Raw genomic sequence first — 25098 nt, 5'->3', positions numbered from 1 at the left:
AAGGAGGAAAAGTGCATGGCTGAAATTAAGGAAGAGAAAGGGTTGCTTAAGAAAGATGCAGAGGTTGTTTGGCACGCGATGAAACCATTTAGCCCTAATAGCACAATTATAGCGGAAAAAGCAGATGGTGCTTGGGTTACTGATCATGAAGGTAATCGCTATTTAGATGCAATGGCAGGTTTATGGTGTGTAAATGCAGGCTATGGTAGAAAAGAGCTCGCAGAGGCAGCATACGAACAATTAAAAGAGATGAGTTATTTTCCTTTATCACAAAGCCATACACCAGCGATAAAATTAGCTGAAAAACTAAATGAAATGCTCGGTGGCGGCTATGTATTCTTCTTTTCAAATAGTGGTTCAGAGGCGAATGAAACCGCATTTAAAATCGTTAGACAGTATTATAAGCAAAAGGGAGAACATGAACGCTACAAAATTATTTCTAGGTATCGTGGGTATCATGGGAATACGATGGCAACACTTGCAGCAACAGGGCAGGCGCAAAGAAAATATAAATATGAACCGCTCGCACCAGGCTTTATTCATGTCGCACCACCTGATATGTATCGCCAACCGGAAGATGAAACCTTGGCATCTACCAAGCTTCAATCAGTACAGGAAATAGATAAAGTAATGACGTGGGAGCTAAGCGAGACCGTTGCAGCTGTCATAATGGAACCAATTATTACAGGTGGCGGGGTTATTATGCCCCCAGAAAACTATATGAAAGGAGTAAAAGAGGTTTGTGAGAAGCACGGGGCATTGCTCATTAGTGATGAAGTTATTAATGGCTTTGGTCGCACGGGTGAACCGTTTGGATTTATGAATTATGAGGTCTCACCAGATATTATTACGATGGCCAAAGGGATAACAAGTGCATATTTACCTTTGTCAGCTACCGCTGTGAAAAAAGAAATCTATGATTATTTCAAAGGAACAGAAGAATATGATTACTTTCGCCATGTGAATACTTTTGGAGGAAACCCTGCTGCTTGCGCTTTAGCATTGAAAAACCTAGAGATTATGGAAGATGAGAAGCTGTACGAACGGTCGAAAACAGCCGGTGAAGCGCTAAAGAGGACATTACTGCAAAAGCTGCAACATCACCCTTATGTAGGGGATGTGAGAGGAAAAGGATTATTAATAGGTATTGAGTTAGTAGCGGATCAGGCGACGAAGGAACCGCTAGCTGTGGAGTATGTGAATAAGATCATTTCCGGATGTAAGGAGAAAGGTGTACTAATAGGTAAAAACGGAGCAACTGTTGCTGGATATAATAATATTATTACACTTGCCCCACCGTTAAATATAACTGATAGTGATATCACTCTTTTAGTTGATACATTAACAGAGCAAATGAACCAACTTTAATTATATGCTGCACTGGCTTGCCATTTATAGCAACCAGTGCTTTTTTCCATAGATGTATGTATGAACGGTGTTAAGAAGTCATTAGCTAGTTTATTTATTTGTTATGAAAATATATTTCTCATCATTCATTTTTCTATGTAGGTTGTATCGTTGTTATTTAGTAAGCAAATCAATATAACCTCCGCTCATTATTTGCTAGAATAAAATTTGTAAGGAAGGAGCAGATGATAATGGTTCAAGAGATACAATTAAACAATTATACATTACCTATTAATCAATATAAGGAAACCTTAGTAAATGGTTTAAAACAAATTGCCATTGACTTTAAAGTAACGAGTGAGAACTATCATGATATTGCCGTGCTTTTATATGAAGAAAATTTTGATGTGCAAGTTCCGGCGAATAATCTTAGAATGAAAGCCGCAATAACTCAATATTATACATCAGTAACAAATCTGTATCGTGAAGGCGAAATTGGCGACTATCATGTAACCTTACGGGAAGTTTTAGGTGAATAATCAAGAAAAACGTAATATTGTGCTCATATAGGCATAATATTACGTTTTTATTTTATCGAAAAATTCATTGCTAAAAAGTGTTAAAATATATATGTATAAAAAAGAGAAAGGAGTGAGGGATGATATTAACGAAAATAAACAGTCAGCTAGATAAAATGATGCCCTTGATTACTCCTACTAGTGTCATATTGGGTATATGCTTTGCTGTCTATTTAAAAAACCTAGATAGTCTTATCCCATGGATCTTTGCGTTTATGACATTCGCAGGTAGTTTGAAAGCAAATGTTACATCGATGAAAGAAGCCATCACTCATCCTTTGCCACTATTTATTGTCTTATTTGTTCTACATATTTTTATGCCATTATGGGCCTTTACTGTTGGTCATATTACTTTTCCAAATGATACTTATACAATTACTGGTCTAATTTTAATGATGGCAATACCTACAGGTATCTCAAGCCTGATATGGGTTTCCATTTACAAAGGCAGCATTCCATTAACTTTAACGATTATTCTCGTTGATACGTTATTATCACCAATACTTGTGCCACTTACACTAAAGCTCTTAGTAGGAGCAAAAGTGGAAATGGATGTCATAAGCATGGTGAGTGGGTTAATCATGATGATTGTCATTCCATCTATTTTGGCCATGGTTGTTAATTCAATCACAAAAGAGAAGGTTTCAAACATACTTAGTGCAAGACTTGCTCCATTTTCTAAAATAGGTATGGCGACTGTTGTAATGATTAATAGTGCCGTTGTTTCATCCTACTTGACAGCCTTTGATTTACGTTTATTAGCATTAGTTGTCACCGTTTTCTTTATAGCCTTTACAGGATACTTAGTGGCTTTTTTAATTGCTAGAAAAATAGTAGGGAAAAATAGAGAAGCGGTAATTGCGATTACTTTTAATGGTGGTATGCGAAACATTAGTGCAGGCTCTGTCTTAGCTGTTGCCTATTTCCCACCGCCAGTGGCCGTGCCTGTTGTTATTGGCATGCTATTTCAGCAAATATTAGCAGCTTTATTTGGGATGATTATAAATAAGGTTGAAGAAAAGGATCGACTGAATGTGAGGAAAGAGGCAGTGTGAAGATAAAAGAGACAGTTCTATGAAGGTGGTCTAATCTCGAAGCTTGAAGATAGTAGTATGGGTATAAGTCTTAATTAAAAACCCGAAAAACATTTTAATCACAATGAAAAAATGTCTTTTCGGGCTTTTCTATTAGGCTTATTTTTTTTTTACAAGATTGTTAGCGGGTCTTTCTCATTTGTAATAACATACCAATATAGATGAATAAAGAAACAACAACTGAAATGGCAGCAACGATATAGATAGAGCTATATCCTAAGTAAAAAGCGATTTGTCCAAACATAATTGATCCAATACCGATTCCTAAATCAAAAAAAGAAAAGAACGTGGCATTAGCCATTCCTCTACGATTGACCGGTGCTTCTTTGACAGACCAAGCTTGCAAAGCTGGTTGAATCGTACCGAAACCTAAACCATATAAAATGGCTGCAGTAAATAGAATCGCATTACTCGGTAACCATGCGAGTAGAAGCATGGCGGCAATAATAAGGAGCACACCTGGAATAAATACAGCTTGATGCCCTCTTTTATCATAAATTCTACCTGCAAAAGTACGGCTGATGAGTAGCGCTAAAGCATAGAGAAAGAAATACCATTCAATTCCATCAATTCCTTTTTGTAATGAATAGATAGGTAGAAATGTAGCAATCCCTCCAAATGTAACGGTGACAAAGAAGATTAATATGGAAGGGGGCAGAGCGGATTTCTCGTAAACATCAAACTTTTTCTTTTCTACAACGCTAGCAGTATGGTCTACTTGCTTATATTTTATGAAGGATGAAAGGATGAAAGCAGCGAGTCCTAATAAAGAACAGATTAGAAATAAAGAAGTAAAGCTAATATTGCCAATGAGTGCTAATCCTAAAGTAGGACCAAAGGCAAGAGCGAGATTACCTGATAGTCCAAAGTAACCCATCCCTTCGCCACGTCTTTTCTGTGGAATAAGATCTGTTGCGATTGTCCCTGAAGCTGTTGTAGAGAATCCCCATCCTAAACCCTGTACTAATCTGAGTATAAGTAGAAAGGCAATACTCGTTATAAAGCCAATGACTCCAACGGAAAGAACAAATACAGCTAGTCCAATAAGAAAGACAAACCGCCTGCCTTTTGATTCTAACGCATGTCCCGCAAAAGGACGCATAATAAGGGATGAAAAGGTAAATATCCCGATGACTAACCCAATTAATTGGTCATTGCCACCAAGTTCTTCGACAAACAAAGGCAATGTTGGTAATGTCATTTGAAAACCTAAAAATACAAAGAAGTTTGCAAAACAAATTAATGTAAAATCCTTAGTCCAAATTCTTTCTTTTTGTAATGAATTTGTTGATTGATCCAAAACCCCACCTCATTTATAAATATATATACCAATAGATATATTTTGATTCCCTAAATATCCATTATAGTAAAGAAAATTATATTTGCAAGGTAGTGGATAAACATATTTTAAAAAGGTTTAAATCAAGATAGTACGGGGTAATATTTATATTAACAACAATTAGTAATAGAGTATAAGATAAATTTCATTTAAGGTTTGAATTATCAGAAATTTTTTGTTATAATAGAAAAAAGGTCAAGGGGTTGATTTCAAAATGGAAAAGTACACGCTTAACTCAACAGTCCAAACCGATGAAAACCAATACTCAGTCGTAGCGGAACAAGTGTTAAATAAGGCTATACTTGACTTCAGAATGAAAAAGCTCCGCCAAGAAATTGATAACGCTCTTGAAGAAAGAAACGAAGAGAGATTTATTGAATTAACTGATGAATTAAATAAGTTAACGAATGAATAAAAAAAAGCAACCTTCTTCAAGGAAGGTTGCTTTTTTGGTACTGAAAGAAATGGAGAGAAAAGCATTGAAAATACGAGAAAGAGGAATAATCATTGGTAGTATACCGACAGGGGAAAATAATTGCTTGATTGATGTCCCCGGGGTGAGAGTCGGACATAAAACCATTGATGAAAAGACGGAAACAGGATATGCCTGTACAGGTGTCACTGCCATTTTGCCACATGGTGGTAATTTATTTAAAGAAAAAGTAGTGGCCACATCGTATGTTATTAATGGTTTTGGTAAAACCACTGGGTTGGTACAAGTAAATGAATTAGGACAGATAGAATCACCCATTATGTTAACCAATACATTTTCAGTCCCGGCCGTTACACAAGGTACCCTGCAATATATGTTACAAGAAAATAAAGACATTGGAGATACAACAGGGACGATTAACATTGTCACCGGAGAGTGTAATGATGGTTTACTAAATTCAATAAGAGAAATGGTTGTTACGCCTAAAGATACTATAGAAGCCATCTTGCACGCTTCAACAAATCCAGTGGAAGAAGGTGCAGTTGGTGCAGGAAAGGGAATGGTATGTTTTGGCTATAAAGGAGGGATTGGTACTTCTTCTAGAAAATTGTCAGTAAATGACGGGGAATTCTTTCATGTAGGTTGTCTTGTCTTAAGTAATTTTGGAGGAAAACCTGAATTCCCTTTTGATCGTTATTTTAAAAACAACCTACATTATCCTTTAGAGTTAGATAAAGCAACTGACGGATCAATTATGATTGTATTAGCAACAGATGCTCCGTTAAGTGATAGACAATTACACCGAGTTGCTAAAAGATGTGGAATTGGACTGGGTAGGACGGGTAGCCATTATAGTCATGGTAGTGGAGATATCGTTATTGCTTTTTCTACTGCAAATACAATAAAGCACAAACAATCATCTTATTTGTATACGATGAAAACTTTAAGAGAAGATCATTCGATTATGAATGAGCTGTTTGCAGCAGCAGCAGAAGTAACAGAAGAAGCAATTATGAATTCATTATCCCAAGCTGAAACGACCGTTGGAAGAAATGAAACGGTTGTACATTCCTTATTTGATTTAGCTTAAATAAGGAGTGAATATAAAAGGTGGATTTGACATTATTCATACTTATACAAATGAAAAAGGAATACATAAAATAATCCTCGAAAAAAATTTAGTCAAATAATACAGCATCAGACCATTATTGATTAAACTGCAAATGTTATAGCGGAGACATTTACGATTCAATTTGTCTCCGCTATTACTCTATTATGTGAAGTTTTGTTTATATAAATAATCAGTGAAATAAGATAGCCTACAGCTGGTCAATCGTTTATGTCAAAGAAAGTCTCTATTTTCTATAGGAGATTAATTATTGAATAAACAATAGCACCATAAAAAAAGCAAGCATGAATACTAGTCCTATAGGTAAACCGATTTTCGCCCATTCTTTACTCGTAATATTTAATTTACCGGCTGCAATAATATTCGGGATATTGCCCGGAACAAGCATCCCACCGCTTATTAAAAGGCCGAGTAATATCGCTTGTATGGTTTGATTACTCATAGAAGGGCTAATTTCCGCCGCAGCTAATGTCGCATTATCAAGTACTGCAGATAATGTATTAATCCAGTACAGATCAGAAGGCGAGAGGTTTATCAAATATTGGCTAATTAATGGTTCAAATCCTGCACCTAAAAATGTTAACCCCATTACGAAGAAATAAATTTTTAAAGAACGAATACTTATTTCACCGTAGCCTTCTTCCTCGTTTTGCACCATTTTGCTGAATTTATCTGTTTGCCTGGGTGGTTTAACTAAAATAGCGGCTAGTAAACCGAAGAATAACAAGGCAATTAGAATCTCTTTACCAACTAAATTGATAAGGAAAAAGAAATCCTCATTTAATTTACTAATAGCGATTGTTGAAAGTGGTTCACCAATCGGTGTTAAAGATGCACCTAGACCAATAGAAAAACAGGAAAGAACAACAAATATGATTAATGACTGTCTATGTAGTGGAAGTGAAGAAGCAATAAGGACAAGAATGAGTGCGGCAATAATTGCAGTTATAACACTTGAAATCAGTCCTAAAAAGATTACTGTGAAAAAAATAAAAAACCAAAAGGGCACACGTTCACTAACATAGACGATTGAATTTTGCAGTCCGCGTCGAAACCACTTGAATAACACACCTGCTATAAAAACCGCTATTGCGATATTAATTGGTGCGATTGCTGCCTTAAAAAATAATGCTTCCGTATAGACTTGGCTAATAAAAACAGCTAAAACGCCCATAAAGAAAAGAAATATTTCTAAATTTTCTTCGACTACCTTTGAACTAAAGGGCAGAAATAACACAAGTAAAAAAATGATGATCAGTCCAGTTAACATATAACAATCCCCATTTAATTGTTTTTCCTAACCTTAGGAACGGTTGGATATGTTATATATATGAAAAGATAGGACAAACTTTACAATAAATATTAAAGAACGGTTATAGCTAATTCTTTAGTATGGCTTCGGTACATGTTTAAATACTTCCCCACTTTCAAAAAACTCTACAAGATTAGCTAGCCATTTGTAGTATTCCATCCATTCCTTTGCTTCTGCTAATAATTCATTTATCTTTAATTCATCTTCGACGGTAAGTTCCTTTTTTGATGTGATAAGATGAAGCTCTTCTTTTATTTTCTTTTCAAATTGTTTGTTCTTTTGTATCGCTTTTTGCCAATTGGAAGTGAATAGTGATACGAACGTTTGGTAATAGTCTTGTTCAACGTTGTATAAGTCTTTACGGATGCCTTTCTCAAATACTTTTTCCGCTATATTTAACTCCACCATTTCTCTTACTACTTGACTCATTCGTGTTTTGCTCATGCCCGTTGCTTCCGATAACTCGCTAAGTGTCATCGGTTTTCTGTTCATATAAATAATCCCTAACACTCTACCAACCGTTGAGGAAACACCATACGTATTCATATTATCCGCTATTTTATCGATGAAAATAGATTCAATTTGATCAAAACTTTCGCTCAATCCAATCACCCTTTCAATATAAGGATCATTTAGTTAATGACAATGTACCATATTTGAAAAAAATTTACATAATCACACCTTTGGGAGTAATTCGTATGATTACGTAGCTATTATAAGATATAACGAGTAAAAACATTATACAATATTTATTTTAACTATTTTTTATAAAATATGTACACTTTGTAAACTTTTTATTTCATGAAGTTTATAATATACTACGTTATGTAAGTAAAAAGTCTGACAAGAGGATTCATATTACGGAGAACTGGGTATTGTTTGTGGTAGAGAAAAAATGGGGGTGTTATAAATGCTGAAATTTGAGCATGTATCAAAAAAGTATAAAGGCGGTAAAACAGCCGTTTCTAATTTAAATTTAGAATTTAAGAAGGGTGAATTTATTGTATTTATCGGCCCAAGTGGTTGTGGGAAGACAACAACAATGAAAATGATCAACCGCTTAATCGAACCAACAGAAGGCAAAATCTTCATTAATGATGAAGACATTATGGAGAAAGATCCGGTTAAGCTGAGAAGAGAAATCGGTTATGTCATCCAACAAATTGGTCTATTTCCACATATGACTATTCAAGAAAACATTTCACTTGTGCTTAAACTTTTAAAATGGCCAGAAGAAAAAAGAAAAAAACGGGCAGAAGAGCTTCTTTCTCTCGTTGATATGACTCCTGATTATTTAGAGAGATATCCACACGAATTGAGTGGAGGACAACAGCAACGTATAGGTGTCTTGAGAGCGTTAGCCGCTGATCAACCGTTAATCTTAATGGATGAACCATTTGGTGCACTCGATCCAATTACGAGAGATGCCCTACAAGATGAATTTAAAAACTTGCAGAAGAAATTAGACAAAACAATCGTTTTTGTTACGCATGATATGGACGAAGCGCTTAAACTAGCAGACAGAATTGTCATTTTACGTGATGGACAGCTTGTACAATGTGGGACTCCTGACGAAATTTTACGTGAACCTGCCGATGAATTTGTTGAAGAATTTATTGGAAAAGAAAGATTAGTGCAAGCAAAACCAAACATTACAACAGTGGAGCAAATAATGAATGCGCATCCTGTAACCATTACAAGTGATGAGCAATTATCTAATGCGATAACTGTTATGAAAACAAATCGTGTAGACTCACTATTGGTTATTGATCAAGAAGGAGTTTTAGAAGGATATATTGATGTGGAAGCCATTGATCAAAACAGGAAAAAAGCAAAAGACGTAGCCGATATATTAATCCCTGATACATTTTCTGTGTATAAAGATGCGCTTGTACGTGATACGATCAGGCAAATATTAAAGAAAGGGCTTAAATATGTGCCGGTTGTAGATGAGAAAAGACATCTTGTCGGTATTGTGACTAGAACAAGTTTAGTCGATATCGTTTATGACTCTATTTGGGGAGACGAAGAGCTAGAACGTGCACAGTAGAAGGGGGAGATATAAATGAGTGCCATCATAGACTTTTTAAATAATAACGGTTCGGATTTATTGATCAAAACTTGGGAGCATTTATATATATCAGTCATTGCTGCAGCTCTTGGTGTCATTGTAGCTGTTCCTTTAGGTATACTTCTTACAAGATTCGATAAAGCGGCATCACCCGTAATGGGAGTGCTTGGTATGATTCAAACAATTCCGAGTTTCGCAATTTTAGCGTTTTTTATTCCTGTTCTTGGAATAGGTAAAATCCCCGCCATTATTGCTTTATTTTTCTATTCAGTCCTGCCTATCTTAAGAAACACATATACAGGTGTGAAAGATGTTAATAAAAGCTTATTAGAAGCTGGTCGTGGGATGGGCATGACTGGATGGGAAAGAATTCGATATGTTGAACTACCACTGTCCATCCCTGTTATTATGGCGGGTATTCGTGTATCGACAGTATATTTAATTGGGTGGGCTACATTAGCTGCGTTTATTGGTGCAGGCGGTTTAGGTGATTTTATTTTTAGCGGGTTAAATTTATATCAAACTGAGTTTATCATTGCAGGTGCGATTCCTGTCACCATACTCGCATTAATAGTCGATTTAATACTTGGAAAATTAGAATTTAAGGTTACGCCTAAATCAATGCGTGACAAAGAAAAAACAGCATAAGGTGGTGATTAGTTTGATAAAAAGCAAAAAAATTTTCATGACGATGATGTTAACGATGACTCTTTTATTATCAGGCTGTTCACTTCCTGGTTTAAGCGGATCTAGTGAAGATTCTATTTCAGTAGGGACTGTGGTCACCTCTGAATCACAAATTGTCGGTCAAATCATTAAACAGTTAATTGAAGAAGAAACCGATCTCAGTGTAAACATGGTCAATAATCTTGGGTCTTCTATTGTGCTTCACCAGGCAATGGTGAGTAATGATGTAGATATATCAGCTACTCGCTATACAGGCACGGATATTGCAGGACCATTAGGAATGGAGCCAGTACTTGACCCTGATAAGGCAATGGAAGTTGTCCAAGAAGAGTTTGACGAGAGATTTAATCAAAAATGGTATGATTCATTTGGGTTTGAGAACTCGTATGCTTTTACCGTAACTGATGAATTAGCAAAAGCAGAGGATTTAGAAACGGTCTCTGATTTAGAGGCATTAGCAAATGAAATAAATTTCGGTGTAGATACTTCATGGTTGAATCGTGAAGGAGATGGATATGATGGTTTTGTTGAAACATATGGCTTTGATTTTTCGAATGTGTATCCTATGCAAATTGGACTTGTTTACCAAGCAGCGGCATCGGGCGAAATGGATGTCGTTTTAGCTTACACGACGGATGGTCGTATAAAAGCCTTTAATTTAAAAGTATTAGAAGATGATAAGAACTTCTTCCCTCCATATGATTCATCTACTGTTGCGAGTAAAGAAATTTTAGAGAAATACCCTGAACTTGATCCATTATTAGAGAGATTAGTTGGAGAAATCAGTACAGAAAAAATGCAAGAATTAAATTATGCAGCAGATGGGGAATTAAGAGAACCCGCAATCATTGCTGAAGAGTTTTTAGAAGAAAATAATTATTTCCGTGATAAGGAATAGGGGGTGGCATAAATGGATGTGTTTTCTGACTTAATTACTTATTTTACAAATAACGGTTCTTATGTATGGGAACAGTTCTTTAGACATTTTCTAATGTCAGCCTACGGGGTTTTATTCGCAGCGATCGTGGGTATTCCGGTTGGCATCTTAATAGCAAGATATTCACGTTTAAGTAGTGTAGTTCTCTCGTTAGCCAATGTAATTCAAACGATTCCTGCACTCGCTATGCTCGCAGTTTTAATGCTTGTGATGGGCCTTGGAACAAATACAGTCGTTTTTGCACTATTCCTTTACTCCTTATTGCCAATTATTAAGAATACTTACACAGGAATTAGGAATGTAGATCATACTTTATTAGAGTCAGGTAAAGCAATGGGTATGACAAAATGGCAAATATTAAGAATGGTAGAAATACCACTTTCTCTTTCTGTCATTATGGCAGGGTTACGAACAGCACTAGTCATTACAATTGGTATTGCAACAATAGGTACTTTTATTGGTGCTGGGGGACTTGGTGATATTATTATGCGTGGAACAAATGCGCAAGACGGAACGGCAATCATTTTAGCTGGAGCTATTCCAACAGCATTTATGGCAGTAATTGCAGATGTTCTAATGGGCTGGTTGGAAAGAAGCTTAATGCCAGTGAAGAAGAAGAAACAGGATAGTAATGAGCAAGAAGAGGTTACGGCATAAAAAATGATGGTGATTCATCATTAAAATGAATCACCATCATTTTTTTGTTCTTAATTTCCGTAACCATTTAACCCCGTCCCGAACGTATCAAATTCTGGTTTTCTTTCAATTCTTTCAGCAGCCGTCTCAACTGTCTCTATTTCATTTTCATGATTTTCGCCATTATCTTGTGAATGAAAAGAATGTTGTTTCTTGTTCATACTGGTATCCTCCTTTTACAATGTAAGATAGATTATAACTAGTTAAGCCTAAACGGGAGAGTGAAATAAATTTGCTTATTGTTATTTTATGCTAATGCCCAATTTAGGTTATTTCTTTATTTTAACATAAATTTGAAAAATTATCCTTTTGTTGCTATGGGTGAATTTGGTTTCTGTATCTTCACTTGTTTTACTGTATGAAACAAGCTAAAAGCAATTAAAAATTGTGCTAAATAATAGGTAATCATAATAATACTTCCGGAAAAAGGAATGGAAGATATAAATTTATTCCATGCTAATACACTATCAGAAATGACAAAGAGTAAACTTCCAATGATGGCATATAATTGCCCTGACATAATAGCAGACCAAAACATCAATGATATGACCGCGATATAGAGGATGACTGGTATAATCAATTCATTTTCATTGCGGTTGTGAAGTGCTTTCACAAATTCCGAACTCATAAAGATGCCATAGGCAAGAATAGGAATAAAAGAAAGAAACCTAGCTAAAGAGTATTCCCAAATCTTAAAAAAGCCAATCGTATAGAATATATGACCGATTAAAAATGCGGTTAATCCAACCACAAACCAAATGAGTAGAGCGTCGCCGAACATACAAAAAATAAGACCTGAAAAAATAAAATAGTAGTGAATAGGTTTAGTTTCTTGCCGATTGCGATAGGTGTATAGAATAATAAGAATCATCGGTACTAATTTGAAAAAGATTTTTAGGATTGTCGGTTCCTCAGGTATAAAAAATATATAAAGAACAGCAAATAGAAGAATCATATAGGGCAGTTTTTTTCGCATAGGGTTCACCTCATTTTTTTAGTATATATTCAAGAGAGTAAAACCATTTTCCTGCAGGAGGTATATAAAATTGAAAGTAGAAAGAGGGAAGAGCATGGAAAAGAATATTTTAGCACAGCAAAAAGCATTCTTTCATACGGGTAAAACAAAAGCACTTACATACCGATTGGACGCATTATATACATTAAGAAGTTTAATTAAGAAGAACGAAAACAGCATAGCGGAGGCTTTGCAAAAAGACTTACGGAAATCATTTTTTGACTCCTTTTTAACAGAGATTGCTGTTTTACTAGAGGAAATAAAATTTACAATTAAACATGTGAAAAAGTGGTCGAGACCTGCAAAAGTAAAATCATCTTTAACTACATTCGGTTCAAAAAGCATGATTTATCCTGAGCCATATGGTAATACATTAATCATTGCACCATGGAACTATCCTTTTCAATTAGCGATTGCGCCATTAATTGGTGCAATCGCTGCAGGTAATACAGCAGTCATCAAACCTTCCGAATTAACACCTCACACTTCTCGTTTAATTGCTCATCTTATTGAGGAGCATTTTCCAGCTGAATATATTACAGTTGTGGAAGGTGGCGTGGAAGTTAGTGAAAATTTGTTAGAAGAATCTTGGGATCATATTTTTTTTACTGGGAGTGTAGCAGTTGGTCGACACATTATGAAAGCAGCCGCTAATCATTTAACACCTGTTACGTTAGAGCTGGGAGGAAAAAGTCCAGCAATTATTCATCATGATGCCCAAATAAACCATGCAGCCAAAAGGTTAGTATGGGGGAAATTCTTAAATGCTGGACAAACATGTGTAGCACCCGATTTTGTTTATGTCCATCAAGAGATTCATGACAAGTTTCTTAAGGAAGTTACAGCTCAGATTGAAAGTCTCTATGGAGAGAATGCAATCGAAAATACGGCTTACACAAAGATTGTCAATGAGAAGCATTTTAAGAGGCTTGCTACATTTTTAACTAATGGTCAATCTTTTTATGGGGGGAGAGTGGATGAATCAAATCATCTGATCGAACCGACCATCTTAACTGAAATTAATTGGCAAGATCCAATTATGCAAGATGAAATTTTCGGACCGATTCTTCCAGTATTGAGTTATAAGGAATTAGATGATGTCATTAGCAAAATAAATGAACAACCGAAACCGCTGGCACTTTACCTTTTCTCAGATGATAAAAAAGTCCAGCAAAAAATCTTGCAATCAATTTCCTTTGGTGGTGGTTGTATCAATGATACAGTCATGCATTTAAGTTCCCCACATTTACCATTTGGTGGTGTAGGCAATAGTGGAATTGGATCTTATCACGGACGGGCAAGTTTTGATGCATTTACGCATTATAAAAGCGTCTTAAAGCAAACAACAAAAGTGGATTTTCCATTTCGGTATCCGAGTGAAAAATCATTAAAGCTATTGAAAAAGCTAATTAAATAATGAATAGAGAAGGGCTAAATGAGCAGAATAGACATCTATCTCACTTAGCCCTTCATTTTATACACAAACATAATATTCCTATGACCATTCAATTAATTAAAGAACGTAGCCATATACGCTAATAAAGTGACAAAGCGTTCCTAATAAGATAAAGATATGAAAGATTTCATGAAACCCCATATGTTTAAATTCCATGAATTTAGGTTTGACCGCATAAATAACGCCACCGATTGTGTAAAATACGCCCCCTTGAATTAACCATACGAGTCCTGCTGTACTCAATGCTTTACTTAATGGGAGGAAGGCGATGATGATAACCCAACCAAGAAGAATATATAAAAAAGTGGATAACCATCTAGGACAACTAAACCAGACCATTTTAAATAATACACCAAGAATGGATGTCGTTATAACGAAAGCAAATAAACTTATTCCTAATACGCCATCAAGTGCGATTAAACAGAAAGGTGCATAAGAACCAGCAATTAACACGAAAATCATGGAATGGTCAACTTTTCTCAAGAAAGCAATAACTGTATGTTTTGCTCTTACCCCATGATAAGTGGAGGAAGCGAGATAAAGTAACATCATACTAATACCGAAAAAAGTAACAGAGAATATGGCAATGTTTGTTCCGTTATGTAATGATGCTTTGATGATTAACGCCAGTAAACCTATAAATGACAATATTGCGCCAACGAAATGAGTTAAGCTATTGATGGGTTCTCTTATAAACGACATGATAACACCCCTAATAATATTATAAGTAGTTTTTAATACTATATATAATATTACTACTAACTATAATATATAGTCAACATTTACATTTCTATTGATAGGATGTATGATAGGAAGAAAAATAATGAGGGATAAAATGATGGAAAAACAAGAAAGAATCAGACAAGGAAAGCCGATTCGCATGGAAGACATTCCGTCTATCGCTTTATATATGGATCAAGTCATACAACTGTTTGAACAAAACTACCATTCTTATAAACGAAATGAAGATGAGAAAATCTTAACAAAAACAATGATTAATAATTATGCCAAAGGAAAACTATTACCACCCATTAAAAATAAGCGCTACAGCAAAGAACATATATTAACGATGAGCCTTATTTATCAACTAAAAGGCATTTTATCGATTCAGGACATTAAATCAACGTTAGAAAGTCTGAACGAGGAAGTGCAAAAAGAAGAGGTGAATATAGAAGACGTTTATGATATGTATATTGACATGATAAATGAGAATGAAGAACAATTTAATGAAAATGTTGACTGGATGGAGAAATCGATGGCTCAAAATTATAATGAAAAAATCTCCCAACCGAACAATGAAATGAAAGAGGTATTAATGATTAACTCATTGGTCCATATGAGCAATCTTTATCGCCGGTTAGCTGAAGCAAAAATTGATTCACTTTCTAGGGAAGAAAATAGGAAGTGAATCAGATTCTCACCCATATACATATTTAAATATTGAAGCTGTACATGAATAATAAGCTAAAGATGATAAAAGAGGGATGAGGAAGGGTGCTCCGTACCATAACTAAAGCCAAGCAACGCAGATTTCTAAGTACGACCCTGTATGAAAGAGAACAATGGGGTCGAAAGCAAACATGTAAACTAATTTTCATGTTTGCTTTCGATGATCAAAGTTCTTAAGCGTTTATTTCCTTCATTACATTCGCCACATGCTGATAAGATGCTTTTCTTTTATCATGGTCATAGATTTGAGCATTGACGATGATCTCATTGGCGCCAGTTTCGCCAAGGAATATTTCAAGCTTTTCTTTCACTTTCTCAGGACCACCAATAATGGAAGAACCTAATTGTTGTTGTAATAATTGTTTCTCAATAGGTGTCCAAACTTCGTCCATATTCTCAACAGGAGGCAACATCCTTCCACGTTTATTACGCATCATGCCTAAGAAAGATTGGTAAAGAGAACTTGCTAGGTATTGTCCTTCTTCGTTTGATTCCCCTGCAATGATATTCACCCCAACCATTACATAAGGTTCTTTTAATACATCAGATGGTTTAAAGCTCCGGTGGTATAAATCAATTGCTGGTAGTGTATTGTCCGGTGAAAAATGGCTAGCAAAAGAGAATGGCAAACCTAACTGCCCAGCAAGTTGCGCACTATAACCACTTGAACCGAGTAACCATATTGGAATATTCAAGCCTTCTCCTGGAACCGCTCTAACTGGTAATGGTTGTTCTGAGCGGGAAGGATCAAAGTAAGTTCTTAATTCTTCCACTTGTTGAGGGAAATCTTCGGCATCTGTTCGTCGTGTCCTTCTTAATGCCGCCGCAGTAAGTTGGTCAGTACCTGGCGCACGACCTAGGCCTAAATCAATTCTTCCTGGGTAAAGTGATTCGAGTGTACCGAATTGTTCAGCAATCACTAAAGAAGAGTGATTTGGTAACATAATGCCCCCAGATCCTACTCTAATTGTATTGGTAGCGCGGGCAATATCACTTATAACAATAGATGTGGCTGAACTAGCAATCCCCGGCATATTATGGTGTTCAGCCAGCCAATATCTCGTATAACCTAAGTTTTCTGCATGTTTGGCTAAATCGCGCGAGTTCGCCAATGACTCACTAGGTGATCCACCTTCAAGGACTGGTGCTAAATCTAAAACAGAATATTTTATCGTTGACATCGTTTTCAGCTACTTTCTTTTTAGTATCTGTACATATTGTAGCAACTTCTATTACATGAATGAAATTATCTGCTTTAAAAATGAATGATTCGGTTATTAAAATGTTATCTGATATGATCATTAAAGCAAAGCTCATTTAACCGTTTGTCTTAAGAGTGAATAGTTATATTAAATGGTTTGTAGTATGAAAAAGAGCATGTCAGAGCAGTTCTGCATGCTTATCTTTTCGTATAAAAATTTTCTGTGAAATAAGGCTGGTTATCGTCATTAAATGCCACGCCAACACCAAGAAGTTGGTAATCTTCTTTAAGAATGTTTTTCCTATGTCCAGCAGAATTCATTAAGCCTTCATGGGCAAAAATACTACTAAATTGGCCATAGGCTAAGTTTTCGCCTGCTGTTCGGAAGAGAATATCATCCGCATTCATCCGGTCAAACGGCGATTCACCTTTTAAGTTATCATGACCGAAATAATTATTAACAGCCATATCAGCACTATGATCTCTAGCTGTTTGTTTCACGGGATCATCCCAAGTTAGTGTAGGTAAATGATAATTAACTCTTTCAGCATTTGTTAAATCAAATAACTGGAATTCAAAACCTTCCTTTAAAGCTGCACTTTTTTCACCATAGAATCCAACTTTATTAAGTTCAAGCTCTTTAGCAATTAATTGAATGGCAGTTACTTGGTTATTTTCATGAATATCATAGAAAACCGTTAAATAACTATCATCGACCTCATAAAGTGCATAATTACTGTCGGTTGCATATTGATAATTGGTTATACCTTTACGAATCGCGCTAATCGGTTCCCCGAATATCTCTGTTACTTCCTCTTTTGTCATATTCATTTGAAAGCCGTTTTTAGAAGTAATTAAATCTTGATTCGTATAGATGCCATTAATTAATTCATTTTCATCGTAAGAAATCATGATGAAGTGATGATAATTATCATGATAAGCATGCCATTTACTACCGTATTCATTTGAGGTAATTCTTTGTGGGGATCCTAATGTATTCTCAACTTCCGCTTTCTTCTCACCGATTTCAAAATTATAGACTGAAATTGTTTGGCTATCAGGTTCAGATAATGCGGGCTTCTCGACTGATTCCTCTTCTGCCGGAGGAGAGTCATTAGGTGAAGGCTGGATCCATTGTTCAAAATTGATAATCATTTGATTAAAAGCAGTAACAGCATCTTCTGTAAAGCCTTGAACATCTTTTTCTTCAATAGTTGATTGAATTTCTTTCAAGTGTTCGCTGGTTTTATCCCCTAGAGCTTCACGAATTGACGGCCAACTTATATAAATAAGTAAACATATTAAGAAAAATATACTAATCTTTTTCAAAATAGAATTCCTTTCTAACCTTGATACTACTCTTTATTGCCTAAATTATAGTCTCGTTAAACATAGGTAACAACTCATTTGACTTATCCATAATTACCCACTAAGGATATATTTCCTATTATTTACAGAATAACATAATCTGTTTATGAAAATATAGTTTTGTTTTAAAGAAAAAAATTTGGGCTTTCTCATAGTAGGAGGAGTCATTGAATGGAGAGATAATACACCGAATAAACGGGGAATGGGACCGCTTTTAAGAAGAATAACAGAAAAAGGGCTGAGACATAACTAAATGACCTAACCTCAAAGATGAACAATAACAAATGAAGAACTATAAAAAATCAGTTGTAAAAAAAGTCCGTCCTCTTGCACTACAGCCACTCACTTTCCTTCTATTTCTAGTCGGAGTCGAGTGTCTTCCGCTCCATTCCACTATTCTATAGGATATAAATCACACAAAAAAACCGAATGATTAGAAGTTGTATGCTCATAATCATTCGGATATATCCTTAGCTAGAATACAATACTTCTCTTCCAGCTTCTTTTAGAGGGTATTATCAGGTGTATTTAGTCTTTAAGCATTTGCATTTTGTGTTCAAATTTTTCAAGTTTTCTTTTTAACATCTCCATTTTCGATTCCAGTTCATCTAGACGAAAATCTACACGATGATGATCATTGTCCATTGTAACTAATAATTCATCCACATGATGCGCTTTTTGCTGATTTTTCATTTGATAAAAACCCCTTTATATTGAGGGGATACTCGCCCCTACGAATTTATTTTTTCCACTTTTGCCACCATTTCTTTTCTTGCTTACTCGCTGCGGCATCTCGGAAAGACAGCATCATATCTTGAAATGCGTCTTCTCGCTCACGTAATCGATGTAAATATTCTTCATGTTCTTTTCTCATTGTTTCGACATAAATATCACGATCTGCATTCATGCTCTCTTTTAATTCATTTATTTCATTGCTAAATTCTGTTCCTGTTAATTCTTGCGAGCTAGAAATATAATGAATCATTGTTTTGAACTCTTCAGAGGATGCTTCTGAGGATTCGGTTATTTTGTTCGTGATATAGTGCATCTGGTCTGTCGTTCGCTTCGACTGTTTCGCAACTCTTTTTGACAAGGTTTCGAGCGCTCCGGAGCTTTGTTTGGAAGCATGCTTCCATTCGTCAGTCATTTCTTGAATTTCTGCTTTCGTCTTCTCGTTGGATTTATAGATGGAGTCTGAAATGGTTTTAACTGTATGAAGCGAATTTTTGGAAAGCTCCATTTTCATTTCTTCTACAACTTCTTTTTTAAAGTTCGTTTTTAATTCTTGCTTGATCTCTTGTAATAAATGGTCCTGGAATTGTGTCATGACCATAGATAGCTGTTCGATATTGAGAGGATGATGATCTTGCTCAGTTGTTGCTTCATGTAGGATAGGATTCAATGATGTTTCTAAGGGGTTCTCTTGTTGGTCTGCTATTGACTCTGAATCAAGATGTTGCTTAAGTAGTCTGCGAATCATTTTTTGACTTAAATTTTGATTACGCATCTTTTTGACGGTATCTAGTAAGCTAATTTCTTCATCTGTATAATATCTTGCCCCATTTTTTGATCGGGGAATGACTAATATATCCTTTAAATCTTTTTCCCACTGTCTTAATGTTCCCGGCGGAATATTTAACTGTTTAGATACTTCATTAATGGTATATGCTTGCATAATTTGATTCATGAATAACTCCCTTTCATCATAGTGTAATTTTTCATGTTTCGGAAGGGGATTCCGAACTACATAATAAATTCCGTATAATTAGCTATTCCGCATCGTAGCCCGTCTTTTCCTGCCTGCTGACAAAAGATATCAAAACAAGACGTTATTCCACAAATGTAGGCACTTTATAACGAAATTGACTATTTCGACAATGAATTTTGTAGATAAAAAATAGATTTACGAAGGAATAGGTAAATGGTCCTGAGGTGAGGATAGATCATTTAGGATAGGCAAAAAGGGTCACCAACTGGTTACCCTTTTACTGTCCTATATCGTAAAAATAGATATTTTAAACAAGGGGGTACAATAAAGAAGATGAAAAATACCCGAAAGAGTTGATAGCCGGTTACAACAGCCAACTGTGCGTCGACTTCATGGGCAATAATAGCCATTTGATCCATTCCACCAGGTGATAAACTTAAGAAGCTTGTAGCAAGGGAAAACTCATAAAAATGACTAAGAAGAAAGCTTAGAATCATTGAGATGACGATTAATAAAGCGCTGCTAAATATACCTAAACTTAATAATTTCCATTTGTTTTCAAGCTTTTCTGGATGCATCATGAGACCAATGTTAATACCAATAAAAACTTGTGCAATCTCAAGTAAGCTGTTAGGTAAAGCAGGACCATTAATATTAAGCAGTGTCATGAGGCTTGTTGCAATAATAGGTCCGAGAAGAAATGGGGTTGGTGCGTTCCATTTTTTAAAAATAATAGCTAAAATAAATGATAGAATCATAAATGGAATAATGTCAGGTAATAACTGCTGCCAGCTAGCTGTATGTTCATAATCCGGTAAAATATTACTGCCATTATGGAAGAACGGACCAAATATGAGAAAAGGAACAAAAAAGATAATAAGTATTAATCTTACTACTTGTAAGAAAGTAACAACAGTCACATTCATTTCTTTTGTTTCTTCAGCTAATACGAGCATTTGTGACAAACCGCCAGGAATACTACCAAGCAATATCGATGGATAATGGATACCGGTTAATTTTGCAATGAAGAATGAAGTAATTAAACTGAACCCAATAATGAGTACTGTTAAAAATAACATGGAGGGTAGTTGGTGCAAGATGAACACCATCGCCTCTTTTGTTAATGAAAGGCCCATACTGTATCCAATTATAAAGATCCCGATGTTTCTAAAATATTTTGGCCAGTACAACGTCGTCTTTGATAGTATAGAATAAAGCATAATACTTGTTATGGATCCTAATAGCCAGCTTACAGGGATATGAAGTAGGGTGAAAATGCCCCCACCTGCTACGGCAATAGTAACTGCTAGCAATAGTGAATAGCTTTTGTTCATGTGCAGACCTTCTTTTTCTTATGAGAAATTTCGATTCTGGAAAGATATGTTTATCATACCATAGACAATAACATATTTTTAGTAAATGCTTAGGTGAGACATCCTAAAAACAGGAGGAGAGACCTTGCTAAGAAAAATAAAGAAAATAAGTAGTAGTCATGAAAATACCTATCCTTTATCCATTCCCACGATTGCATCAATGGATGAAATTCAATTTAAGTCACCTGTAACGTTCTTTGTAGGTGATAATGGTTCTGGCAAGTCAACCTTATTAGAAGCCATTGCCCACCAATGCGGTTTTAATGTGGCTGGAGGGAGTAGAAGTAATAGTTATGAATTACATGCCTCCGAATCTTCCTTAGCTCCCCACATTAGGCTTTCTTGGATGCCGAAGTTAACAAATGGCTTTTTCTTAAGAGCCGAATCTTTTTATCAGTTTTCTTCACATATTGATGAATTAGAACGGGAATGCCCAACAGGATATAGTGGTTATGGTGGCAAGTCATTACATGCACAATCACATGGAGAATCGTTTCTATCACTCTTTCTGAATCGTTTTGATGGAGAGGGTATCTATTTGTTAGATGAACCTGAAGCGGCATTATCGCCTGCAAGGCAGCTTGCTTTTCTTAGAATCATGCATGATATTGTCTCAGCAGAAGAGAGCCAATTAATTATTGCCACCCATTCTCCGATACTACTTGGCTTCCCTGGAGCAACGATTCTAAATTTCGATGAAGGTAGCATTGCGGAAACAACGTATGAAGAAACAGATCATTACCAAATAACGAAATACTTCTTGGAAAATAGAGAGCGATATTTACATGAAATATTTAAAGAAGAAGACTAATCAATACCTTGCTGTATAAACAAGGTACTGATTAGTCTTTTATGATCTTAAAGTTCATCAAAGATCAGTCATCGTGTTATATAAGATTACCAATCTTGTCTTTAGAAGAACCCAGCAATTATGACCACCGCAAACAAACATGGAAAATAAAAGACATGCGAGAGTTATAAGGAACACACTACTAAGAATCATGATTATGCTTAAGAGAATGAAATCTGGGTCTACCTACATGCAGGGTAGGCCCAGATTTATTCTAATAATGACTTTAATCCATAGACTTGTAAGGGATTTACACTTGTACTATTGTTATATATCGTTCATAAGTGATAGGTAATCCTTTAACGGTTTGATGTTTCTTGAAAATGTTAGTGATTTCTTGTATGTCGGAGCTAACTACTTGATAGATTTCTTCTTTTTGTCCAAAGCAACGATAGTGGATGAGATCAAGCGGTGAATGTAAATATTCAATCGTATGATACGGGTGAATTTCAAATTTCTTGAAAGGAGCCTTTGTAAAGATCTTTGTGAGATGTTGTTGAATGGGTATGTTATGTTGGTTGTTTGGAAAAAGTTTAGGAAACCAGTTTGATAACTCTTTTCCCTCATTTTCACCAGGGTGCAACCCTAAAATGAGCCCTCCTTCTTTTACGTAAAGAGGTAATTGATGATAAATAGATGTTGGCCCTTTGCGGATAATGGCAATATCAAAGAATGCTCGTTTAAAAGGAAGTACATGTTTTGAATGAGCAACAATAAATGATGTATTTTCGGGCTTTGTCTTCATTGCCGTCTGAATAAATTGCATAGAAGAATCGGCCCCAATCATTTGCTTGGCATATAAAGCATATTTTTTTGTGAATCTTCCATCCCCGCAGCCAAAATCAAGGGTAACTTTATCTTGTGTATGTAAACAGACAAGTTGATCAAAGATATTCTCTGCTATAGGTGAATCAATAGTAGATTGCCATGGGTATATGTATGCATTTCCGTTCTTGCTTATTTGCCTATACCATTCGGGAGAGTGAGGAGAAATCCAATAATTGGATAATGTAGGATTTTTCAAATGAATACCTCCATATGTATGTTGGGTAATAAAAAGTCAAAAATTTCAAATAGTAATCTATTGTAAATTTTCTAAAAATTTAATTGACATAGTCAAGAAGTAACGATTATATTATTCTATATCGGAAACTTCGTTTTATAGGTAAAACATTCCAATTTTTATTTGTACTATTAAATATATACGCATTGGAGGGTGATGTCGATGACTAATGAACAGTTGGAAGTGATGAGGGCAATACAAAAACTAAAAGCCAAGAAGCTTCCTTGTGCGCTAGCAACAGTTATTAAAGTAAAAGGATCAGCTTATCGAAAAGAAGGGGCAAAAATGCTAATCGATGCGGATGGAGTTACTGTTGGATTAATATCGGGGGGCTGTTTAGAAGCAGATGTAGCAGAAATAGCCAAGGAAGTAATAAAGACAAAAGCTCCAATAATTAAAACGTATCATTTAGATGAAGACGAGGTATGGGGGTTAGGTCTTGGCTGTCCAGGAACGGTTCATATCTATATTGAACCTATAATATATACAACACAGAATATTGAGGAGGTGGATGAATGTGCAAAAGAAATTGGCGCCTTTTGACGCTTGGCTAGATGCGATTGACCAACAACAAGCTGCTGTTTTAATGACCATTACGGAAGCTAGTTTGTCACAAAAAAATTATCGGATTTGCTATCTGGAAAATCAATCCCCTATTGGATCTTTCCATGACCAAGCATTGGAATTGGCTGCTTTATCCATTGCTAAAGAAAAGTTAAGGCAATCCAACCCGCAAACAGAAAGTTTAATGATACAAGATGAGAATGAATTAGATGTAGACATATTCTTCGATGTATTTGTTCCATCACCTACTTTGATGGTGTTTGGTGCAGGACATGATGCGATACCTGTTGTTAAATATGCAGCAGAATGCGGGATGAAAACGGTTGTCATTGATCAAAGAAGCCTTTATAACAATGAAGAAAGGTTTCCTCATGCCGAAAGAATAATAGCTAGACCAGAGGATTTCACAGCATGTATTCGTGTAACAAATCGTACATATATTGTCGTTATGAATCATCATATTGAGAAAGATAAGCAGACATTAAAATTTGCCCTGTCTTCACTGGCTCCTTATATAGGCGTTTTAGGACCGAAATCACGACGTATCAAAATTCTCGATCAGCTTTATTTGGAAGGTTGTCACTTCACGTATACAGACTTACAAAGGATGCATAGTCCAATTGGTCTTGATATAGGAGCCGTATCCTCTGAGGAGATTGCTATTAGTATTGTTGCTGAAGTGATAGCAGTTAGAACAAGACATAAAGGAGGCTTTCTACAAGGTGCGGAATTTATCCACCAATCATCATAAACGTCCAATGAAAGCAATTATTCTCGCAGCAGGGTTATCTACGCGAATGGGGCGGACGAAGCAGTTGCTGCCATTTAAAGGGACAACTATGCTTCATTATGTCATTGAACAAGTATTAAAGTTACATTGTAAAGAAGTGATAGCAGTTATTGGTCATGATGCAGTTACCATTATGGAAAGAATTAAGATAAACAATCCTTCCTTTTCTTGGGCTTTTAATTCGGATTATGCCAATGGTCAATCGTCTTCACTGTACAAAGGACTTTCCAAAGTTGCCTTTTCAAAGGAAGATGCACTCGTTTTTTTAGGAGACGCCCCCTTTATAGAAAAGGAAACAAGTGAAATGATTATTCAAAGAGGGCAGCAGTTAGCGAGAGAGAAGAAACATCCAATATCTATAAGGCCATCATATGATCAAACGCCTGGCCATCCTGTCTATTTTGCAAACATCAACAATACAATGATTCATTCGATTCAACAACAAAGTGGGAAGAACTTTATTCAGACCATCCCATATAAGGAAGAAATTGCAGTGAATGACCGCGGTATTCTATTAGATATAGACACAATAAAAGAGTATGAAAAGCTAAAATAATATATTGGTTTTACATTCAAAACAAAAAATAGCCTTCTTTATCTAAAACAATCTTATTTACATATTTATGTTTTATATAAAA

27 protein-coding genes are annotated in these 25098 nt (G+C 35.6%); 15 read left to right on the top strand and 12 right to left on the bottom strand.

All coding sequences use genetic code 11. The annotated features are described in order from the left end of the window. Window positions 1–15: 15 nt before the first annotated feature. The 3 genes from LG276_RS13240 (at window position 16) to LG276_RS13230 (ending at window position 2980) form a co-directional block, all read left to right on the top strand. Window positions 16–1368 (top strand): aspartate aminotransferase family protein, encoded by a 1353-nt coding sequence (locus tag LG276_RS13240; RefSeq protein ID WP_251161740.1) that lies wholly within the window; start codon window positions 16–18, stop codon window positions 1366–1368. A gap of 230 nt (window positions 1369–1598) precedes the next feature. Then, window positions 1599–1886 carry a DUF3219 family protein gene (locus LG276_RS13235; RefSeq protein ID WP_224938371.1) on the top strand — a complete coding sequence of 96 codons (288 nt, stop codon included), beginning with the start codon at window positions 1599–1601 and terminating at the stop codon, window positions 1884–1886. Window positions 1887–2005: 119 nt separating this feature from the next. Then, entirely contained in the window at window positions 2006–2980 is a 975-nt protein-coding gene (locus LG276_RS13230; protein WP_251161739.1) for a bile acid:sodium symporter family protein, read from the top strand. A gap of 160 nt (window positions 2981–3140) precedes the next feature. On the opposite strand, the gene LG276_RS13225 is transcribed toward LG276_RS13230, so the two are convergent. Then, a complete protein-coding gene (locus LG276_RS13225; RefSeq protein ID WP_224938369.1) occupies window positions 3141–4319 on the bottom strand; it encodes an MFS transporter in 1179 nt (392 codons plus the stop codon). 253 nt (window positions 4320–4572) lie between these two features. Between LG276_RS13225 and LG276_RS13220 the strand changes: the two genes are divergently transcribed. Continuing rightward, entirely contained in the window at window positions 4573–4773 is a 201-nt protein-coding gene (locus LG276_RS13220; protein WP_224938368.1) for an IDEAL domain-containing protein, read from the top strand. 49 nt (window positions 4774–4822) lie between these two features. Next, complete coding sequence (locus tag LG276_RS13215) at window positions 4823–5881, top strand: P1 family peptidase (protein ID WP_251162015.1); 1059 nt, start codon at window positions 4823–4825, stop codon at window positions 5879–5881. 286 nt (window positions 5882–6167) lie between these two features. On the opposite strand, the gene LG276_RS13210 is transcribed toward LG276_RS13215, so the two are convergent. Both LG276_RS13210 and LG276_RS13205 read right to left on the bottom strand, forming a co-directional pair. Beyond that, window positions 6168–7190 carry a DUF1646 family protein gene (locus LG276_RS13210; protein WP_251161738.1) on the bottom strand — a complete coding sequence of 341 codons (1023 nt, stop codon included), beginning with the start codon at window positions 7188–7190 and terminating at the stop codon, window positions 6168–6170. A 117-nt stretch (window positions 7191–7307) separates the two neighbouring features. Continuing rightward, window positions 7308–7835 (bottom strand): GbsR/MarR family transcriptional regulator, encoded by a 528-nt coding sequence (locus tag LG276_RS13205; protein ID WP_224938366.1) that lies wholly within the window; start codon window positions 7833–7835, stop codon window positions 7308–7310. 307 nt (window positions 7836–8142) lie between these two features. Here LG276_RS13205 and LG276_RS13200 point away from each other — a divergent pair, with 307 nt between their 5' ends. The 4 genes from LG276_RS13200 to LG276_RS13185 are packed head-to-tail and all read left to right on the top strand — an operon-like array spanning window position 8143 to window position 11584. After that, a complete protein-coding gene (locus LG276_RS13200; RefSeq protein ID WP_224938365.1) occupies window positions 8143–9282 on the top strand; it encodes a betaine/proline/choline family ABC transporter ATP-binding protein in 1140 nt (379 codons plus the stop codon). Window positions 9283–9297: 15 nt separating this feature from the next. After that, the gene (locus LG276_RS13195; protein WP_224938364.1) at window positions 9298–9951 is read left to right on the top strand and encodes an ABC transporter permease; all 654 of its coding nucleotides are present in this window, start codon (window positions 9298–9300) and stop codon (window positions 9949–9951) included. A 16-nt stretch (window positions 9952–9967) separates the two neighbouring features. Continuing rightward, window positions 9968–10888, top strand: coding sequence for an osmoprotectant ABC transporter substrate-binding protein (locus LG276_RS13190; protein ID WP_373370915.1), 921 nt, complete (start codon window positions 9968–9970; stop codon window positions 10886–10888). Between the two features lie 12 nt (window positions 10889–10900). Further along, window positions 10901–11584, top strand: coding sequence for an ABC transporter permease (locus LG276_RS13185; RefSeq protein WP_404292138.1), 684 nt, complete (start codon window positions 10901–10903; stop codon window positions 11582–11584). Between the two features lie 50 nt (window positions 11585–11634). Here the strand turns inward: LG276_RS13185 and LG276_RS13180 are convergent, their stop codons facing one another. Both LG276_RS13180 and LG276_RS13175 read right to left on the bottom strand, forming a co-directional pair. After that, entirely contained in the window at window positions 11635–11784 is a 150-nt protein-coding gene (locus LG276_RS13180; protein WP_251161736.1) for a hypothetical protein, read from the bottom strand. A 140-nt stretch (window positions 11785–11924) separates the two neighbouring features. Continuing rightward, complete coding sequence (locus tag LG276_RS13175) at window positions 11925–12599, bottom strand: lysoplasmalogenase (protein WP_251161735.1); 675 nt, start codon at window positions 12597–12599, stop codon at window positions 11925–11927. Between the two features lie 94 nt (window positions 12600–12693). On the opposite strand from LG276_RS13175, the gene LG276_RS13170 reads away from it, so the two are divergent. Further along, on the top strand, window positions 12694–14055 hold the full coding sequence (locus tag LG276_RS13170; protein WP_251161734.1) for an aldehyde dehydrogenase: 1362 nt from the start codon (window positions 12694–12696) through the stop codon (window positions 14053–14055). 96 nt (window positions 14056–14151) lie between these two features. Here LG276_RS13170 and LG276_RS13165 read toward each other — a convergent pair whose 3' ends face one another. Beyond that, complete coding sequence (locus LG276_RS13165) at window positions 14152–14796, bottom strand: PAQR family membrane homeostasis protein TrhA (RefSeq protein ID WP_224938360.1); 645 nt, start codon at window positions 14794–14796, stop codon at window positions 14152–14154. A gap of 133 nt (window positions 14797–14929) precedes the next feature. Between LG276_RS13165 and LG276_RS13160 the strand changes: the two genes are divergently transcribed. After that, entirely contained in the window at window positions 14930–15502 is a 573-nt protein-coding gene (locus LG276_RS13160; protein WP_251161733.1) for a DUF1836 domain-containing protein, read from the top strand. 214 nt (window positions 15503–15716) lie between these two features. On the opposite strand, the gene LG276_RS13155 is transcribed toward LG276_RS13160, so the two are convergent. From LG276_RS13155 to LG276_RS13135, 5 genes are all read right to left on the bottom strand, one after another. Next, window positions 15717–16724, bottom strand: a complete 1008-nt coding sequence (locus tag LG276_RS13155; protein ID WP_224938358.1) for an LLM class flavin-dependent oxidoreductase — start codon at window positions 16722–16724, stop codon at window positions 15717–15719. Between the two features lie 218 nt (window positions 16725–16942). Then, on the bottom strand, window positions 16943–18073 hold the full coding sequence (locus LG276_RS13150; protein ID WP_404292135.1) for a CAP domain-containing protein: 1131 nt from the start codon (window positions 18071–18073) through the stop codon (window positions 16943–16945). Between the two features lie 567 nt (window positions 18074–18640). Then, entirely contained in the window at window positions 18641–18805 is a 165-nt protein-coding gene (locus tag LG276_RS13145) for a hypothetical protein (protein WP_224938356.1), read from the bottom strand. A 46-nt stretch (window positions 18806–18851) separates the two neighbouring features. After that, window positions 18852–19799, bottom strand: a complete 948-nt coding sequence (locus tag LG276_RS13140; RefSeq protein ID WP_224938355.1) for a MerR family transcriptional regulator — start codon at window positions 19797–19799, stop codon at window positions 18852–18854. 290 nt (window positions 19800–20089) lie between these two features. Beyond that, the gene (locus LG276_RS13135; RefSeq protein ID WP_251161731.1) at window positions 20090–21154 is read right to left on the bottom strand and encodes an AbrB family transcriptional regulator; all 1065 of its coding nucleotides are present in this window, start codon (window positions 21152–21154) and stop codon (window positions 20090–20092) included. A gap of 199 nt (window positions 21155–21353) precedes the next feature. Here LG276_RS13135 and LG276_RS13130 point away from each other — a divergent pair, with 199 nt between their 5' ends. Next, window positions 21354–22004: an AAA family ATPase gene (locus LG276_RS13130; RefSeq protein ID WP_224938500.1), complete on the top strand. Its 651-nt coding sequence runs from the start codon at window positions 21354–21356 to the stop codon at window positions 22002–22004. A 289-nt stretch (window positions 22005–22293) separates the two neighbouring features. On the opposite strand, the gene LG276_RS13125 is transcribed toward LG276_RS13130, so the two are convergent. Further along, window positions 22294–23067, bottom strand: a complete 774-nt coding sequence (locus LG276_RS13125; protein ID WP_251161730.1) for a methyltransferase domain-containing protein — start codon at window positions 23065–23067, stop codon at window positions 22294–22296. A 201-nt stretch (window positions 23068–23268) separates the two neighbouring features. Here LG276_RS13125 and LG276_RS13120 point away from each other — a divergent pair, with 201 nt between their 5' ends. From LG276_RS13120 to LG276_RS13110, 3 genes are read left to right on the top strand one after another with little or no spacing between them, the layout of a single operon-like run. Beyond that, window positions 23269–23649, top strand: a complete 381-nt coding sequence (locus LG276_RS13120) for an XdhC family protein (protein ID WP_224938352.1) — start codon at window positions 23269–23271, stop codon at window positions 23647–23649. Beyond that, window positions 23624–24421 (top strand): XdhC family protein, encoded by a 798-nt coding sequence (locus LG276_RS13115; protein ID WP_251161729.1) that lies wholly within the window; start codon window positions 23624–23626, stop codon window positions 24419–24421. Before LG276_RS13120 ends, LG276_RS13115 begins: the two co-directional genes overlap by 26 nt. Beyond that, window positions 24393–25016 (top strand): NTP transferase domain-containing protein, encoded by a 624-nt coding sequence (locus LG276_RS13110; RefSeq protein ID WP_251161728.1) that lies wholly within the window; start codon window positions 24393–24395, stop codon window positions 25014–25016. Before LG276_RS13115 ends, LG276_RS13110 begins: the two co-directional genes overlap by 29 nt. Window positions 25017–25098 lie beyond the last annotated feature (82 nt).

Source organism: Cytobacillus kochii, from assembly GCF_044790165.1.
Taxonomy (GTDB): domain Bacteria; phylum Bacillota; class Bacilli; order Bacillales; family Cytobacillaceae; genus Cytobacillus; species Cytobacillus kochii.
The sequence above is the reverse complement of the archived record's forward strand: the minus strand, read 5'-3'. Positions and strand labels throughout refer to the sequence as shown.